The sequence below is a fragment of the Pseudoxanthobacter soli DSM 19599 genome, from assembly GCF_900148505.1.
GTDB classification, from domain to species: Bacteria; Pseudomonadota; Alphaproteobacteria; order Rhizobiales; family Segnochrobactraceae; genus Pseudoxanthobacter; species Pseudoxanthobacter soli.
In genome coordinates this window covers 366,957-382,726 of record NZ_FRXO01000001.1, presented here as the reverse complement: position 1 = coordinate 382,726, position 15,770 = coordinate 366,957, and the positions used below count along the sequence as shown (strand labels likewise).

At 67.6% G+C, this 15,770-nt stretch carries 17 protein-coding genes; 3 read left to right on the top strand and 14 right to left on the bottom strand.

Features of this window, described 5'->3' with window-relative positions; translation table 11 throughout:
• Window positions 1-29 precede the first annotated feature (29 nt).
• From BUF17_RS01645 to BUF17_RS01635, 3 genes are all read right to left on the bottom strand, one after another.
• Window positions 30-812: a hypothetical protein gene (locus BUF17_RS01645; RefSeq protein ID WP_073625460.1), complete on the bottom strand. Its 783-nt coding sequence runs from the start codon at window positions 810-812 to the stop codon at window positions 30-32.
• An 82-nt stretch (window positions 813-894) separates the two neighbouring features.
• Window positions 895-1,371, bottom strand: a complete 477-nt coding sequence (locus BUF17_RS01640; RefSeq protein ID WP_073625459.1) for an Hcp family type VI secretion system effector — start codon at window positions 1,369-1,371, stop codon at window positions 895-897.
• A 374-nt stretch (window positions 1,372-1,745) separates the two neighbouring features.
• Window positions 1,746-2,546 (bottom strand): helix-turn-helix transcriptional regulator, encoded by an 801-nt coding sequence (locus BUF17_RS01635; RefSeq protein ID WP_244530731.1) that lies wholly within the window; start codon window positions 2,544-2,546, stop codon window positions 1,746-1,748.
• 218 nt (window positions 2,547-2,764) lie between these two features.
• Between BUF17_RS01635 and BUF17_RS01630 the strand changes: the two genes are divergently transcribed.
• Window positions 2,765-3,532 carry a class I SAM-dependent methyltransferase gene (locus BUF17_RS01630; RefSeq protein ID WP_073625457.1) on the top strand — a complete coding sequence of 256 codons (768 nt, stop codon included), beginning with the start codon at window positions 2,765-2,767 and terminating at the stop codon, window positions 3,530-3,532.
• Between the two features lie 95 nt (window positions 3,533-3,627).
• Here BUF17_RS01630 and BUF17_RS01625 read toward each other — a convergent pair whose 3' ends face one another.
• Window positions 3,628-4,812, bottom strand: coding sequence for an Mrp/NBP35 family ATP-binding protein (locus BUF17_RS01625; RefSeq protein ID WP_073625456.1), 1,185 nt, complete (start codon window positions 4,810-4,812; stop codon window positions 3,628-3,630).
• A 104-nt stretch (window positions 4,813-4,916) separates the two neighbouring features.
• Here BUF17_RS01625 and mobA point away from each other — a divergent pair, with 104 nt between their 5' ends.
• Both mobA and hisC read left to right on the top strand, forming a co-directional pair.
• Complete coding sequence (mobA, locus tag BUF17_RS01620; RefSeq protein WP_342185498.1) at window positions 4,917-5,579, top strand: molybdenum cofactor guanylyltransferase MobA; 663 nt, start codon at window positions 4,917-4,919, stop codon at window positions 5,577-5,579.
• Between the two features lie 77 nt (window positions 5,580-5,656).
• Complete coding sequence (gene hisC / locus BUF17_RS01615; protein ID WP_073625971.1) at window positions 5,657-6,712, top strand: histidinol-phosphate transaminase; 1,056 nt, start codon at window positions 5,657-5,659, stop codon at window positions 6,710-6,712.
• 79 nt (window positions 6,713-6,791) lie between these two features.
• Here hisC and BUF17_RS01610 read toward each other — a convergent pair whose 3' ends face one another.
• The 10 genes from BUF17_RS01610 to nagZ form a co-directional block, all read right to left on the bottom strand.
• On the bottom strand, window positions 6,792-7,457 hold the full coding sequence (locus BUF17_RS01610; protein WP_073625455.1) for a protein-L-isoaspartate(D-aspartate) O-methyltransferase: 666 nt from the start codon (window positions 7,455-7,457) through the stop codon (window positions 6,792-6,794).
• A 16-nt stretch (window positions 7,458-7,473) separates the two neighbouring features.
• Entirely contained in the window at window positions 7,474-8,244 is a 771-nt protein-coding gene (gene surE / locus BUF17_RS01605; protein ID WP_073625454.1) for a 5'/3'-nucleotidase SurE, read from the bottom strand.
• Window positions 8,245-8,522: 278 nt separating this feature from the next.
• Complete coding sequence (serS, locus tag BUF17_RS01600; protein WP_073625453.1) at window positions 8,523-9,803, bottom strand: serine--tRNA ligase; 1,281 nt, start codon at window positions 9,801-9,803, stop codon at window positions 8,523-8,525.
• 109 nt (window positions 9,804-9,912) lie between these two features.
• Complete coding sequence (gene tatC / locus BUF17_RS01595) at window positions 9,913-10,704, bottom strand: twin-arginine translocase subunit TatC (RefSeq protein ID WP_073625452.1); 792 nt, start codon at window positions 10,702-10,704, stop codon at window positions 9,913-9,915.
• A complete protein-coding gene (gene tatB / locus BUF17_RS01590) occupies window positions 10,701-11,294 on the bottom strand; it encodes a Sec-independent protein translocase protein TatB (RefSeq protein ID WP_073625451.1) in 594 nt (197 codons plus the stop codon). The genes tatC and tatB overlap by 4 nt, the downstream gene beginning before the upstream one ends.
• A 320-nt stretch (window positions 11,295-11,614) precedes the next feature.
• Entirely contained in the window at window positions 11,615-11,833 is a 219-nt protein-coding gene (locus tag BUF17_RS01585) for a twin-arginine translocase TatA/TatE family subunit (RefSeq protein ID WP_073625450.1), read from the bottom strand.
• A gap of 209 nt (window positions 11,834-12,042) precedes the next feature.
• The gene (locus BUF17_RS01580; RefSeq protein ID WP_073625449.1) at window positions 12,043-13,149 is read right to left on the bottom strand and encodes an ABC transporter ATP-binding protein; all 1,107 of its coding nucleotides are present in this window, start codon (window positions 13,147-13,149) and stop codon (window positions 12,043-12,045) included.
• A 59-nt stretch (window positions 13,150-13,208) separates the two neighbouring features.
• Window positions 13,209-13,886 (bottom strand): SMC-Scp complex subunit ScpB, encoded by a 678-nt coding sequence (gene scpB / locus BUF17_RS01575; protein ID WP_073625448.1) that lies wholly within the window; start codon window positions 13,884-13,886, stop codon window positions 13,209-13,211.
• On the bottom strand, window positions 13,879-14,742 hold the full coding sequence (locus BUF17_RS01570; RefSeq protein ID WP_084563769.1) for a segregation and condensation protein A: 864 nt from the start codon (window positions 14,740-14,742) through the stop codon (window positions 13,879-13,881). Before BUF17_RS01570 ends, scpB begins: the two co-directional genes overlap by 8 nt.
• On the bottom strand, window positions 14,739-15,758 hold the full coding sequence (gene nagZ, locus BUF17_RS01565; protein ID WP_073625447.1) for a beta-N-acetylhexosaminidase: 1,020 nt from the start codon (window positions 15,756-15,758) through the stop codon (window positions 14,739-14,741). The genes BUF17_RS01570 and nagZ overlap by 4 nt, the downstream gene beginning before the upstream one ends.
• Window positions 15,759-15,770 lie beyond the last annotated feature (12 nt).

Here is a 15,770-nt window from a genome sequence, read left to right as displayed (position 1 = left end):
GCGCCGGCGCTTTCGCGGCGTCGGCGCCCTTACCAGTTGCTCTGCAGCTTTTCCCAGCCGTTGGTCGCGGTCAGCGTCAGCACGGCGGCTTCCATCGTCTTCTTTTCGCGATAACCGTGGGTCCACGAGCCGGAGAGCAGGAAGATCGTCCCCATGGCGGCAAGGCAGCCGCCGCGAGCGGAGGCCACGATTTCCCGGCTGACGCGCTCCTTGGGCCGCGTCTCGCCCATGATCTTGGATTTCAGCTTCTTGCCGACGGAATGGAACATCTTTCCGATGCCGACGACGCCGAGGGTTCCGACCGACAGCGCCACGACACCGACATTCCGTTCCTTCTTGTCGATGATGTACTGGATGTTGCCCGCGCACTTCCCGCACTCGCAATAATAGGTCGTCCTGTTGCGAATGGTCGAGCGCGCGTCGTCCCTGAGCGTGTAGAGGTCGAATACCTTCCCGGCCTGAACCGCGACCGTCGTGATCCCGATCCATGCGGACAGCGCCGCGCCCAGCGGCGCGATCGTGACGGTGTGGCCCGCCATCTGCACCGAACTCCTGATGCCGTATTCGACGTGGGCGACGGCGTTCACGGCCGCGGGCACTCCGGTCGTCACGGCGAACTGGCCTGTCTTCTTGGCGAAGGTCGCCGCCTTATCGGACACCGGCACCGAAGACGGGCGCGAAGGGGTGTTGAGGCGGCCGAGTTCCCGGCGCTGGTCTTCCTCGCTCCAGAAACCGATCCTGTTCTGGCCGGGCGCCTGCCCGGCGAGGATGGCCGAGAGTTCCTCAAGTTGCTCCGGTGTAGGAAGGCCCATGGCTCTCTCCCAACGTTTTCTTGTTCTTCTTGCCCGAGGCCGTTGATCGCCAACGGCCTCGGGGTCTTCGGCCGAGCACGGTTTACGAGCTCTTGGTGGTGGCCATGTCGTAGGACACGGTGACCGGCGAGCCGGCCTTGTTCTTGTCGTCGTAGGGGACGAACTTGAACTCGAGCTTGGTGAAGCTGATCGAGAAAGACTCCGTCGGGCGATCACCGCTCGACGACACGGAGTAGGACGAGATCAGCGCGTTGGTGAGCGTGTAGGTCGCGTAGGTCACGCCCGGGCTGCCGGTGGTGACGAGATCGATCTTCACCGTCTTGCCGGCGTTGCCGGTGCAGGATTCGGTGAACAGCTTCGGCGATGCTGCATCGAACATCTTCACGATCGACACTTCGCTGATCGACGGCTCCGAAGCTTCGCGGTTGTTCGAAGAGCCAGAGACGGTGGAGATGCCGCGACCGACGCCCCAGGACATCGACAGCACGTCGATCCACTTCTTGTGGTCCTGCTGGGTCGCCTCGCCCTGAATACCGTCGTAGTTCAGATAGACAGCCATAAGTCACCTGTTCGTGAACGTTGGGGGCGCTTTCATCGCCGCCCCTCTTTCGCCGTTCTGATCTCATCCCGGCCTTAAATCCAGTGAATTTTTGGTAATGTAACACAGTTACACTTTCTTTCACTGCCGATTTATCGATAAAAACATGCAGTTCGAATTAATTAAATATGACTATTTATAGACAGAATAGTAATCGATAAAGATCACAGTGATGGATATTTGCGGCTTCGACGCCGGACGCACGCTGTCTATCAATGAGAGATGATGCCGCGGCCGCTGGTTCAGGTCGGCAGATATGGGCGTTCAACGCTCGCCGCGAGGGTTGCGGCCGGTGCGCGATGACGAACAAGTCGGCCGGACGGGTGCGATGTGCTTCAACCGGACTGCGGCACCAGCATGGAAAGCTTGAGGTCTGGCCGCCCGCCGATGGCGCCGCCGAGCGTCCATGTCACCTGCTCGGCGCGGATGAAACCGTCCAGCGGATGGGCGAAGGTGCGCTCGCCGCCGTCACGGCCGAGCACGTCCTGCGCGGCCCAGAGCCGCGCGAACAGCGGGCTCGCGACCGTCAGTTCCTCCACCAGTCCTCCCATCGCATCATCGGCCATGTGGCGGCTGTAGTCGGCACGAAACTCCGCCAGCACGCGCGCGGCGCGGCGTTCGAAGTCCAGGATCAGCTGCCGGGAGGCCGGCGACAGGAAGATATACCGCAACAGATTGCGGTCATGATCGCCATCGAGCCAGCCGACGAACAGCCGCGCGGCGGGAGCATTCCACGCCCGTGCGTCGCACCGCCCGTCGAGAACGTAGGCCGGCACCGAGATCGCCTCGACCGCGTGCTGGATGGACGGCGGAAGGACGTCGTCCGCCGGATGCACACCCACCGGATCGCGCTTGCCGGCGAGTTCGAACAGATAGGCCCGCTCCGCCCGTCCGAGCTTCAGGGCAGCGGCCAGACGCGACAGCGCGGCCACGCCGAGCGACATGTCGCGGCCCTGCTCGATCCAGGTGCACCAGGTCGTGCTCATCCCGCAGAGCCGGGCAAGCTCCTCACGCCGCAATCCGGGCGTGCGGCGGCGCTCGCCGATCGGCAGGCCGACATCGGCGGGACTTAACCGGGCGCGATGGGCGCGGACGAAGGCGCCGAGCGCCCGGCGGGATGTGATGACCGGATCCATGGTGCCAAACATACCAGGATAAGTTTGGATCTGTTACCAGTTATCCGGCACCGGTAACCCTGTCGAAGTTCGCGGGATGCTGCGGCCGCCGGCTCCGCGCCGGCACTGAAATGCCCGGCATATTCACCGGGCACCATCAATCCGCTCCATCTCCGTGCTGAAGCCTCGAAGCGGCCGCCGACAGAGCGTCGGGCCGCGATTGCCAGGGAGACGCCACGATGGCGAAGACCAATCACTTGACGCTGGTCGACGACCAGTTCGGCCCCCAGGCTGCCGCCTATGTGGCGAGCGCCGTTCACGCAGCCGGCGAGGATCTGGCCGCGCTCCATGCGCTGGCCGCCGGCCGGCAGCCCGCGCGCGCGCTCGATCTCGGCTGCGGCGGCGGTCATGCGGCGTTCGCGATGGCGCCCTCCAGCGGACTGGTGGTGGCCTACGATCTGTCGGCGAAGATGCTGGCGGCGGTGGAAGCCGAGGCCGGGCGCCGCGGCATCACGAACCTCTCGACCGAACGCGGCACCGCCGAGCGCCTGCCCTTCTCCGACGAAACCTTTGATTTCGTGGCAAGCCGATTCAGCGCCCACCACTGGAACGATCTCGACGCCGGGCTGGCGGAAGCGCGCCGCGTTACGCGCCGTGGCGGCATGGCGGTGTTCATGGACGTCTGCTCGCCGGGCACGCCGTTGCTGGACACCTTCCTGCAGACGATCGAGCTGATGCGGGATCCGTCCCACGTCCGCAACTATTCGCGGGACGAGTGGGTCGCAGCCGTCACCCGGGCCGGCTTCGCCGCCGGCCGCCTGACGCGGCGCCGGCTGCGGCTGGAGTTCGCGCCCTGGATCGCGCGCATCCGCACCCCGGCGGTGCACGCGGAAGCAATCCGCTCGCTGCAGGACATGGCACCCGACGAGGCGCGCCATCACTTCGAGTTCGAGGACGACGGCTCGTTCACCCTCGACACCATGACCCTGGAAGCCACGGTGCCGTGAGCCGACGGCGCAACGCAGCCTCGCCGCATCAAAGCTGAAGGCACCGGGGCCTGGTGAACCGGCCGGCTCCGGGGCCTTCAGCCGTTGCAGCTCGGCTATTCGATGACGATGGCAGGCGCCCTGCGGCCCTTGTTGCGCAGGACGGCGACCTCGTCCCACATCGCGGCCGCCGCCGCGCGATAGGCCGCGGCATGCGGGCCGCTCGGCTCCGCGGCAACGATGGGGTTGCCGGCGTCGGAACGCTCGCGGATCGCCATGGCGAGAGGGATCTCGCCGAGAAAAGGCACGCCGAGCGCCTCGGCTTCGTGCCGGGCGCCGCCGTGGCCGAAGATGTCTGACCGCGTGCCGCAGTGCGGGCAGATGAAGGTGCTCATGTTCTCGACGATGCCGAGGACGGGCACCTCGACCTTCTGGAACATCGCGAGACCCTTTCGTGCGTCGATCAGCGCGAGATCCTGCGGCGTGGAGACGATCACGGCCCCGGTGATCGGCGCCTGCTGCGCGAGGCTCAGTTGCACGTCGCCGGTGCCGGGGGGCATGTCGATGACGATGGCGTCGAGTTCGCCCCACGCTGTGTCCATCAGCATCTGCCGGAGGGCCGACACCACCATCGGTCCGCGCCAGATCATCGGCGTGCCCTCGTCGATCAGGAGGCCGATGGACATCGCCTTCAGGCCATGGGCCTCCATCGGCACCAGCGTGCGGCCGTCGACGGTCTGCGGGCGCCCGGAGAGGCCGAGCAGCTTCGGAATCGACGGACCGTAGACGTCGGCATCGAGCACGCCGATCTTCAGGCCGAGATCCTTCAGCGCAAGCGCGAGGTTGACCGCCGTCGTGGACTTGCCGACGCCACCCTTGCCGGAGGCGACCGCGATCAGCGAGGCGACACCGGGAACGCCCATGCGCGTCGCCGCCTGCGGCCCGCCCGGGGCTTGCGGCGGCGCGCGGTGCGCGGGGTCAGCGGTCCCGGCAGGATGCGGGTGACGTCCGTGGCCGTGGTTCGCGTGGGCGGGATGGCCCGCCCCGCCGGGCCGCTCCGCGGTCAGCGCCACCATGGCGCGCTCCACGCCCCGCAGCGCCAGCACGGTGCGCTCGGCGGCAAGCCGCAGCGGCTCCAGTTCACGCGCCCGCGTCTCCGGCACCGTGATCGAGAACGCCACCCGCCCATCTGAGACGAACACATCCGACACGAGGCCGAGCGAAACCACGTCGCCGGTGCCGTCAGGCCCGGTCACGGCCTTGAGCGCTTCCAGCACCGCCGCCTTGTTCAACTCGCTCACGTCGCTGTCCTCCAGGCCGAAGCCGACATCGCCCGATTCCCCCGCCAGGCGGGCCGCACGCTCAAACGCGGCGTCCCCTTTTCCCGCGGGCGCCGAACGTTCTAATGGTGGGTATGGTCATAGCCGATTTCAAAGCAGCGCCCCAACCTCCGTTCATGTCGCGCAATGACGTTGCCGGCCTGGTTCTTGCCGGCGGCGCTTCGCGTCGCATGGGAAGCGACAAGGCGACGACGGAACTTGCCGGACGAACGCTGCTCCAGCGGGCCGTATCGCGCCTCGCGCCGCAAGTCGGACCGCTTGCGGTCAACCGGGGGGTGGATGACGGCGTGCCGGCGCTGCCGGACGACCTCCCCGTTCTCCGCGACCCTGTTCCCGGACGGCAGGGTCCGCTCGCCGGCCTGCTCGCCGGCCTGCTCTGGGCTCGTGATCTGGGCGCGCCCCTGCTGGTCACCGTCGCCGTCGACACGCCGTTCTTCCCGGCGGACCTCGCCGGGCGGCTCGCAGCAGCAGCGGACGGCCGGATCGCCGTGGCAGCCTCAGGCGGGCGGCCTCACCCGGTCTTCGCGGCAACGCCGACATCGCTGTCGGGCGACCTCATCGAATGGCTGGCCGGCCAGGACGATCGCAGCGTCGCCCGGTGGCAGGCGCGGCATGCTGCCATCGCCGTGTCGTTCGCGGTTCCGGCCCGTGATATCGATCCGTTCTTCAACCTCAACACGCCGGACGATCTCGCTGCTGCGGAAGCTGCGGTCCGGGCCGGCGCGTAACCGGCCGGCAGTTGCATTTGCGGGCGCTTTGTGCGCTTCCATGCGTCACGCGCGTTTCCGCCTTTCAGGTCATCGTCATGAGTCGCTTCTGGAGCCCGATCGTTCACACGCTCACGCCCTATGTTCCGGGCGAGCAGCCCCGGATGGCGGGCCTCGTGAAGCTCAACACCAACGAGAACCCGTATCCGCCGTCGCCGAAGGTGCTCGCGGCCATCGCCGCGGAGACCGGCGACGGGCTTCGGCTCTATCCCGATCCGGTCAGCCTGAAGCTGCGCACGGCGATCGGTGCGCTCCATGACGTCGATCCGTCCGAAGTCTTCGTCGGCAACGGCTCCGACGAGGTGCTGGCCCATGCGTTCATGGGCCTGTTCTCCCATGATCGGCCGCTGCTGTTTCCGGACATCACCTACAGCTTCTATCCGGTCTATTGCGGGCTCTACGGCGTGCGCCACGTCACCGTGCCGCTCGACGATGCGATGCAGGTGGGGGTCGACGACTATCGCCAGCCGGCGGGGGCCATCATCCTGCCGAACCCCAACGCGCCCACCGGTTCGGCCCTGCCCCTCGCCGAGATCGAACGGCTGGTTTCCGAACATCCGGATGCCGTGGTGGCGATCGACGAGGCCTATGTCGATTTCGGTGGCGAAAGCGCGATCCCGCTGGTGAAACGCTATCCGAATCTGCTGGTGATCCACACCCTCTCGAAGTCGCGCTCGCTCGCCGGCCTGCGCGTCGGCTTCGCCATCGGCCAGCGGCCGCTGATCGAGGCTCTGGAGCGCGTCAAGGACAGCTTCAATTCCTATCCGCTCGACCGTCTCGCCGCCGCTGGCGCCACGGCCGCCATCGAGGATGCTGCCTGGTTCGACGAGACCCGCGGCAAGGTGATGGCGAGCCGTGCAAGGCTCACCTCCGAACTCGAGGCGATGGGCTTCGTCGTGCTGCCTTCGGCCGCCAACTTCGTGTTCGCGCGCCACCCCGAACATGCAGGCGCCGAACTGGCCGGCAAGCTGCGCGAAAGGGCCATCATCGTCCGTCACTTCAACAAGCCGCGGATCGAGGATTATCTGCGCATCACCATCGGAACCGATGACGAGTGCCGCCGTCTGACCGAGGCGCTGCGCGAAATCGTGTGAGAACGGCCCCGTTCTCCGGCGGCGACGCTTTCTCACAACTTTTTGGCGCCGCTTCCTTAAAGCTTGTTGGCGACGCTCTTTACAACTTGTTGGCGACGCCTGGCACGAGGGGCACAAAGCGGACCGGGCCGACGGCCGTCAGGTCGGCGCCCCGCTGGGTGCGCACCACTTTCATGAGCTGCTGCGGGCCGACGGCGGGACCGAGCGGCATCACCATGATGCCGCCGACCTTGAGCTGCTCGACCAGCGCCCGGGGCGCCGCCTGGGCGGACGCCGTGACGAGGATACGGTCGAACGGCGCCTTTTCCGGCCAGCCGTTGATGCCGTCGTCTACCCGCGTGACGATATTGGAGAAGCGCAGCACCGCGAACCGTTCCTCGGCAAGCGCGGTCAGCGAGCGGTAGCGCTCGATGGTGTAGACCTCGCGGCAGAGCCGGCTCAGCACGCTCGTCTGGTAGCCGGAGCCGGTTCCGATCTCCAGCACGCGGTCGCCCGGGCCGACTTCCAGCGCCTCGGTCATCATCGCCACCATGGACGGCGCGGAGATGGTCTGCCCGCACTCGATCGGAAGCGGGCGGTCTTCCCAGGCGTGGGCTTTGTTCTCGATCGACAGGAACATCCGCCGCGGGATGTTCTCGATGGCGGCGTAGATCCGCCTGTCCCGCACGCCCCGCCGCCGCAGGGTCAGCACCAGGTTGGCAAGGGCGATGCGGTCGGTTTCGGCCTGTGTCGGCTCGTTGCCCATAGTCGCGGTGAGGCCCTCAATCGGCTCGTACGGACAGGTGATCGCGCAGCGCGGTCAGATTCGCATGGGAAGTATAATCCAGCCTGAGCGGCGTGACCGATATCCGTCCCTCGGCCATGCACCGCAAATCGGTGCCGGGCTCGGATTCGAACGGGGTATGGCCGTAGACGATCCAGTAATAGGGATTGCCGCGCCCATCGGAGCGCTCGTCGACCGAGACGAACTCCTCGGGCCTGCGGCCCTGCACCGTCACCTCGACGCCCTCGATCTCCGACGGCTTGCGGTTGGGAAAGTTGACGTTGAGCAGCGTCCCCTGGGGCAGGTCGTAGCTGACGAGATCGCGGATCAGCTTCGGTCCGAACGCCTCTGCCGCCTCGAACGAGGGCTCGTTGCGGTTCTGGGGGCCGAAGGCCTGTGAAAGCGCGATCGACCGGATGCCGAGCAGCGTGCCTTCCATCGCGCCGGCAACGGTGCCGGAATAGGTGATGTCGTCGGCGACGTTCTGGCCGCGGTTCACCCCGGAAAGGACGAGGTCGGGCCGACGCGGCATCAGATTGCAGGCGGCCATGATGACGCAGTCGGTCGGCGTGCCGCGCACGGCAAAACGCTGCCCGCCGAGATCGCGCACTCGAAGCGGATCGCTCAGCGTGACGGAATGGGATTTGCCGGACTGGTCGGTCTCCGGCGCCACCACCCAGACGTCGTCCGACAGCGCGCGGGCGATGCGCTCAAGCGCCTCCAGCCCCGGTGCGTGGATGCCGTCGTCGTTGGTGAGCAGGATGCGCATGGCGGGCCTCGGGTGCTTGAGCCTATCCCGTTCAGATCGAGCCGTCCGAATGGCGAGGGATATGCAGTCGTTGCGGAATCGGGATCGCGTTGTTTACGGTCAGATAGCGCCGCCCCCGTCGGAATCCACCCGAAAGCAGCCCTGACCGACCGGCGGCGGCGGCCGCGCGGCACGTCCTTGCGAGGAGCCTCTTGTCGGGAAGACGCGCGCTGCCCAGAAGACGAGCCTTGCCCGGAAATCATGTCCGCGCGGTGACCGCGCGGACCGGAAGTGTCGTCTCAGACGCCGCCAATGCGCTCCAGACCGCCCATATAGGGCCGAAGCACGTCGGGGATCGTCACCGAGCCGTCCTCGTTCTGATAGTTCTCGATCACCGCGATGAGCGTACGGCCGACCGCAAGGCCGGAGCCGTTCAGCGTGTGCACGAAACGCGGGCTCTTGGCATCGGCCGCGCGATAACGCGCGCCCATGCGCCGCGCCTGGAAATCGCCGCACACCGAGCACGACGAGATCTCGCGATAGGTGTTCTGCCCGGGAAGCCAGACCTCGATATCGTAGGTCTTTGTGGCACCGAAGCCCATGTCGCCGGTGCAGAGCGTGACGACGCGATAGTGCAGCCCGAGCCGCTTCAGCACCTCTTCGGCGCACCCGACCAGGCGCTCGTGTTCCGCCGAGGACGTCTCGGGCGTGGTGATGGAAACGAGTTCCACCTTGCCGAACTGATGCTGGCGCAACATCCCGCGGGTATCGCGTCCGGCCGATCCGGCTTCGAGGCGGAAGCACGGCGTATAGGCCGCGAAACGCAGCGGCAAAGCGGTTTCGTCCAGGATCTGTTCGCGGACGAGGTTCGTCAGCGGCACTTCGGCGGTCGGAATCAGCCAGCGGCCGTCGAGCGTGCGGAACTGGTCGTCGGCGAACTTCGGCAACTGGGCGGTGCCGTACATCACCTCGTCGCGCACCATCAGCGGCGGCGCCACTTCCTGGTAGCCGTGCTCGCCGGTGTGGAGGTTCAGCATGAACTGGGCGAGCGCGCGTTCGAGCCGGGCGAGCGCGCCCTTCAGGACCACGAAGCGCGTGCCGGCGAGCTTCGAGGCGGCCTCGAAGTCCATCAGGCCGAGCGCTTCGCCGATCTCGAAATGCTGGCGCGGCGCGAAGCCGAGCGACGGCATCGTGCCGACCTTGCGGATCTCGACATTGTCCGCCTCGTCGCGGCCGACGGGCACGTCCTCGAGGGGAACGTTCGGCACGCGGGCGAGGGCTTCCTCGATCGCGGTCTCGGCGACCCGCAGCAGGGCCTCGTCGGCCGGCAGCCGCTCCTTCAGGAGCGCGACCTCGGCCATCAGTTCCTCGGCGCGGGCATCGTCCTTGGCGGCCTTGGCCTTGCCGATCTCCTTCGAGGCGGCATTGCGGCGCTCCTGCAGAAGCTGGAGATCCGTGGTGATCTGCCGGCGGCGGTCGTCGAGCTTGATCAGGTCGGCCGCACGCGGCGCCTCGCCGCGGGACAGCAGCGCGCGATCCAGCGCGTCCGGGTTGTCGCGGATCCAGCGGATATCAAGCATCGGGAAACTCCGGCGTTCGGCCGTTCGGGCAAGGCACGCCACCGGTCGAACGACGGGATCCGGCCGCACGCTCCGGCCGGATTGCCGCCGGGAGACGTCCGGGATGGCCCTAGGACGCCTCGGCGGCCGCAGCCGCCGCACGCGACCGCTCGATCGAACGGACGGCGAAGATGGACACTTCGTAGAGAAGCATCGCCGGGATCGCAAGACTGATCTGGCTGACCGGATCGGGCGGCGTCAGCACCGCGGCGATGATGAAGGCAATCACGATGGCATAACGCCGCTTGGAGCGCAGATCCTTCGCCGTCACGATGCCGGCTCGCGCCAGCAGCGTCAGGACGACAGGCAACTGGAACACGATGCCGAACGCGAAGATCAGCACCATGATGAGCCCGAGATATTCGCTCACCTTCGGCAGCAGGTAGATGCTCGCCTGCCCCGGTCCGCCGTGCTGCTCCATGCTGACGAAGAAATGCAGCGCCATCGGCATGACGAGGAAGAACACCAGCAGCGCGCCCATGGCGAACAGGATCGGCGTGGCGACGAGGAACGGCAGGAACGCCTTGCGCTCGTTGCGGTAAAGCCCCGGCGCCACGAACATGTAGATCTGGCTCGCCACCACCGGAAACGCCAGGAACAGCGCTCCGAACATGCCGAGTTTCAACTGCGTGAAGAAATATTCCTGCGGCGCCGTATAGATCAGCTCGATCGGACGCGAATTGCCGACAACATGCTCATAGGGAATGATGAGAATATTGAAGATGTCGGACGCAAAATAGAAGCAGACCAGGAACGCAACGAGGATTGCGGCCAGAGACTTGATCAGACGCGACCTGAGTTCGATCAGGTGATCGAGCAGCGGCGCACGGGAAGCTTCGATGTCGTCTTCTTCGGCACTCATGAAAGCGACCCTGCGGATGGCGTGGGCGCAACCGCCGGCTTCGCGGCTTCCACTCCGGATTCGGTGGATGGAGCTTGAATGGACGGCGCCGGCAAAGGCGGATGATCCTCAGGCGGCGGAGCGGGGGGCGTCGCAATACGATGAGCCGGCTCGCTGGCGGCGGGCGGGCCGCCGGCCGCATCCGCAAGGGACAGCGCCTCGCCGGAGGGCACCGGCTGGCCGATGGAATCGAACGGCACCACGTCGACGGGCGCGATCGCCGGCGGCTCTACCGGCGCGTTAGGATCGAGCACCGGTGCGGTACCGGCCTGGGGATCGGGATCCGACATCGGCGTGGCCGCCGGCTTCGTACCCATGAGGTCCAGCGAATTGGCCTCGGCGAGCTTCTTCTTCAGATCGTCGATTTCGGCCTGACGCTCGGCTTCGCGCAGCGCCTGATTGAACGTGCTCTGGAACTCGCCAGCCATGCGGCGGACACGGCCGAGCATCTGCCCTGCCGTGCGCAGAACGCGCGGCAGATCCTTCGGGCCGATGACGACCAGCGCCACGACCACGATGATGAGGATCTCACTCCAACCGATTTCGAACATGGGACCGCGCTTCGGGGGGACCGTTTCAAACATCACGCCGCACGCAACGTGCGGCACCTGCGCCCCAAGGAGAGGCCGCTTGGACAAGCGGCCCGGACAACAAAGATCAGCCCTGCATCAAACCCGCGCATATGGCGAAATCGCCGCGAGCGTCACCCCCGCCGCGGCGACCGGCGACCCGGCGCCATTGCACCGCGCCATTCCGATCACCTTCGCGCGAATGAGGCCTCGCGCTTGCCCGCCACCGGGCCAGCCGGAACGCGGACGCGCCCGTCGCGCCCGGACAGCCAGCCCGGGGACGACACGGAGACGCCCTGCCGTCAACCGACCTTGGTCTGGTCTTCGGCCTTCTGGGTCGGCATGGTCATGCCCGGCTTGTGGTCGACAGCCTTCGTGTCATCGTCTTCCGAGAGCCCCTTCTTGAAGCTCTTGATGCCTTTGGCGACGTCGCCCATCAGATCGGAGATCTTGCCGCGACCGAACAGCAGGATCACGACGATCGCCACGATGAGGATATGCCAAATACTGAAACTACCCATCCCAGGCTTCTCCTCGCGGCCCCTTCCAACGGGATTCGGGGCCATTTCTATTGTTGTCTGCCGAGGGCCGTACCCGTACGACAATCAGTCCGGCGCCGAACACGGCATCGGAGACGATGGCATCCATGTCCAGCATATGACAGTGGCGGCAATATTGCAGAAAGCCCAGGCTCCCGCAACAGAAGCCGGTCCGCCGCAGCCGACGCGCGCTATGGCGTCGTGCCGGCTCGCATGCCATCGGGGAAGATGTGGAGACGTTCGGGCGGAACGTCAATGAAAAGCGAGTCGCCGACCGAAAACCGCCCGATTTCGACGGAACGCACCTCCAGCGGCGCTGCAAGCCCGGCGACGGCGACCTCGATGCGGTCGACCTCGCCCAGATAGCGCCGCGACACCACCCGCCCCGGGGTACCAATGCCTGCGGACGACAGGCGCATGTCGTGCGGCCGTGCTGCGACAACCACCTCGTCGCCGTCCTTGAGACGTGCTGGCGCCGGCACGCGCCCGAGCACACTCACGACCAAGCCGCCCTCGACCCGCCCGGCCACTTCGTTCAGCTCGGAGAAGAACCGCGCGGCCTCGATGTCGACCGGATGGCGGTAGAGTTCTTCCGGTGCGCCAAGCTGCACCAGGCGGCCCTTGCGCATCAGCGCGATGCGGTCGCCGATTCGCATCGCCTCCTCCGGATCGTGGGTCACGACCACCGCGGTGATGCCCGCCTCTCCGAGAACGGCGATGGTCTCGTCGCGCACCTTGTCGCGCAGCCGGCGGTCGAGACCGGAGAACGGCTCGTCCATCAGAAGTACCCGCGGCCCCGGAACGAGCGCGCGCGCGAGCGCCACGCGCTGCTGCTCGCCGCCGGACAGATGGTGAGGATAGTGTCCGGCATAATGGCCGAGCCGCACGCGCTCCAGCGCCGTCCTCGCCATCCGCGCCGCCTCGGCCGCGGGGCGACCGCGAAGGCCGAAGCGCACATTGTCGAGGATCGTCAGGTGCGGAAACAGCGCATAATCCTGGAACACGAGGCCTACGCCGCGGGCCTCCGGCGGCAGCGTGCGCGTCGCGCCCGCAACTTCCTCGCCATCGATGACGACACGGCCCGCATCCTGGGTCTCGATGCCGGCGGCGATGCGCAGCAGCGTGGTCTTGCCGCAGCCGGACGGCCCGAGCAGGCACAGGATTTCCCCGGCATTCACGGAGATGCTGACGTCATTGATCGCGGCGTGCGCCGCGAAGGACAGGCTGACGCGCTCGAAGGCGAGCCTCGCCGGAATGGCGATCTCGGGAACGGCTCTCCGGGCGGCGGCGGTGGGCATCGCGATCTCATCCTCTTCGTTCGGTAGCGTCGGGCCCGGAAGGGCGCGGCCGCGGCTCGTCAGCGTCCGGAAAGCAGGTCGCCCGGATCGTCGCCGAGCGGATCCTCGTCGCCCGACAACGCCTCGTCGTCGTTCGGCCCCGGAATGCCCTGTGCCGAAGGCGGCACGGTGTCCAGAAGCCCCGCCCCCTTCAGTTCTTCCAGCCCCGGAAGGTCGCCGACGCTTTCGAGGCCGAAATGATCGAGGAAGCCGACGGTGGTGCCATACGTCACCGGGCGTCCCGGCGCCCGGCGCCGGCCGCGCATCCTGATCCAGCCGGCCTCCATCAGCACGTCGAGCGTGCCCTTCGATGTCGCCACCCCGCGGATCGCCTCGATCTCCGCCCGCGTCACGGGCTGGTGATAGGCGATGATCGCGAGCGTCTCCAGTGCGGCGCGGGAAAGCCGGCGCGGTTCCACCGCATCCTGCCTCAGGAGGAAGCCAAGATCCGGCGCCGTCCGGAAGGCCCAGCCGCCGGCCACCTTCGTGAGGTTGACGCCGCGCCCCGCATAGAGCGCGGCGAGATCGGCCAGAAGCCCCTCGACATCGGCGCCGGCCGGCAGGCGCAGGGCGATGTCGGCGACACTGACGGGGTTGGCGCTGGCGAACACCACCGCCTCCACCAGCCGCAGCTGGTCGTGGCGGGCACCGAACGCCTCGGCGGCCTCGCCTTCATTGCAATCGCCCGCCTCAATCATCGCCGCCTCCCGACGCGCCGGGAACAGGCTCGTCCCCCTCCGTCCGCACCGCGCGCCTGCGCACGAAGATCGGGGCGAAGGGGCCCGCCTGGCGCAGGTCGAGCCCGCCCTCGCGCGCAAGCTCCAGGGTGGCGGAGAACGAACTCGCGCGCACCGTCACCCTGTCCTCCGGCGTCGCCATGTACTCGGCGAGGAGATCGTCTATGGGAACCCAGTCCGGCACCGCGCCGATCAGGCGCTCCAGCACCTGCCGCGCGTCGAGCAGCGACCACACCGCCCTGCGGCCGACGCTGACGCGCGTCACCATCGAGCGCTGGCGGTGCGCGGCATAGGCGGACAGGAGTTCGTAGAGCGTCACCTGCCATTCCGAGCGCTTCTCGACGACCACGGCTTCCGGTGCGCCGCGCGCGAACACGTCCCGGCCGAGACGGGCGCGGCCGGCGAGCCGGGCGGAGACATCGCGCATCGCTTCGAGGCGGCGCAGGCGGAACGCGAGGTCGGCAGCCAGCATTTCGCCGGACGGCTCGTCGTCCTCGGTGTCATCGGGCACGAGAAGGCGGGATTTCAGGTAAGCGAGCCACGCCGCCATCACCAGATAGTCGGCCGCGAGTTCGAGCCGCATCCGCCGCGCCTCGGCGACGAAGGCGAGGTACTGCTCGGCCAGCGCGAGGATGGAGATGCGGGCGAGATCGAGCTTCTGGTTGCGGGCGAGCGTCAGCAGAAGGTCGAGCGGCCCTTCGAAGCCCTCGACGTCGACCACGAGCCCCTCGACCGCGGCTGTCGCCGCCGCTCCGCCCGCCCGCGTCTCCTCCAGCGGCAGGGTCCAGTTGTCCGGCTCTTCCGCGGCCGGGGTCACGCGGCCTCCGCCGCAAGACCCGCGATGCGCTCCATCAGCGACATCGCCCGTGCTTCGTCGAAGGGCTGCGGGGGCGTCCGGTGGGCGAGCGCAGCGTCGCAGCGTCGTTCAGCCTCGCCGGCCAGTACGGGGCTCGCGGCTGCGACGGCCCGCATCTCGTCCATGCGGCCGTTGCAGTGCAGGGCCAGGTCGCAGCCCGCCGCAAACGCGCGCGCGGCACGGGTGCCGAGATCGCCCTCCAGCGCCTGCATGGATAGGTCGTCGCTCATCAGCGCGCCGTGGAAGCCGATATGGCCGCGGATGATCTCGCCGATCACGACCGGCGACTGGGTCGCGGGCGCTGTCGGGTCGATCGCCTCGAACACCATGTGCGCGGTCATGGCGAGCGGCAGGTCGGCGAACGCGCGGAACGGCACGAAATCGCTCTCCTCCAGCACGGCGCGCGAGGCGGCTACGACGGGAAGCGCAAGGTGGGAATCGACCATGGTGCGGCCGTGCCCGGGAATGTGCTTCATCACCGGCAGCACGCCGCCGGCGATCAGTCCGCGCACCGCGGCGGCCGCGAGCGGTACGATCGCCTCCGCCGTCGCCGCATAGGCGCGATCACCGATGACGTCGTGCACGCCCGGCACCGGCACGTCGAGCACCGGCAGGCAATCGACGTCGATGCCGACAGTGCTGAGGTCCGCCGACATCAGCCGGGTCACGAGTTCCGCCGCCTCGATCCCCGCAGCCGGATCGGCGGCGTAAAGCCGCCCGAACGCCCGCGCAGGCGGGTATCGCCGCCAATGAGGCGGTTTCAGGCGCTGCACACGGCCGCCTTCCTGATCGACCAGCACCGGCGCGTGCCAGCCGACCGCATCGCGAAACGCCGCCGTCAGATCGGCGACCTGCGCCGGCTCGAGGCAATTGCGCGCGAACAGAATGAGGCCCCAAGGCTGTTCGCCGGCGAGGAACGCCCGCTCGTCCGCAGTGAGCCCGGCTCCGGAAACGCCTGTGATGAATGCCTTCGTCATGCCCGCCCTGCC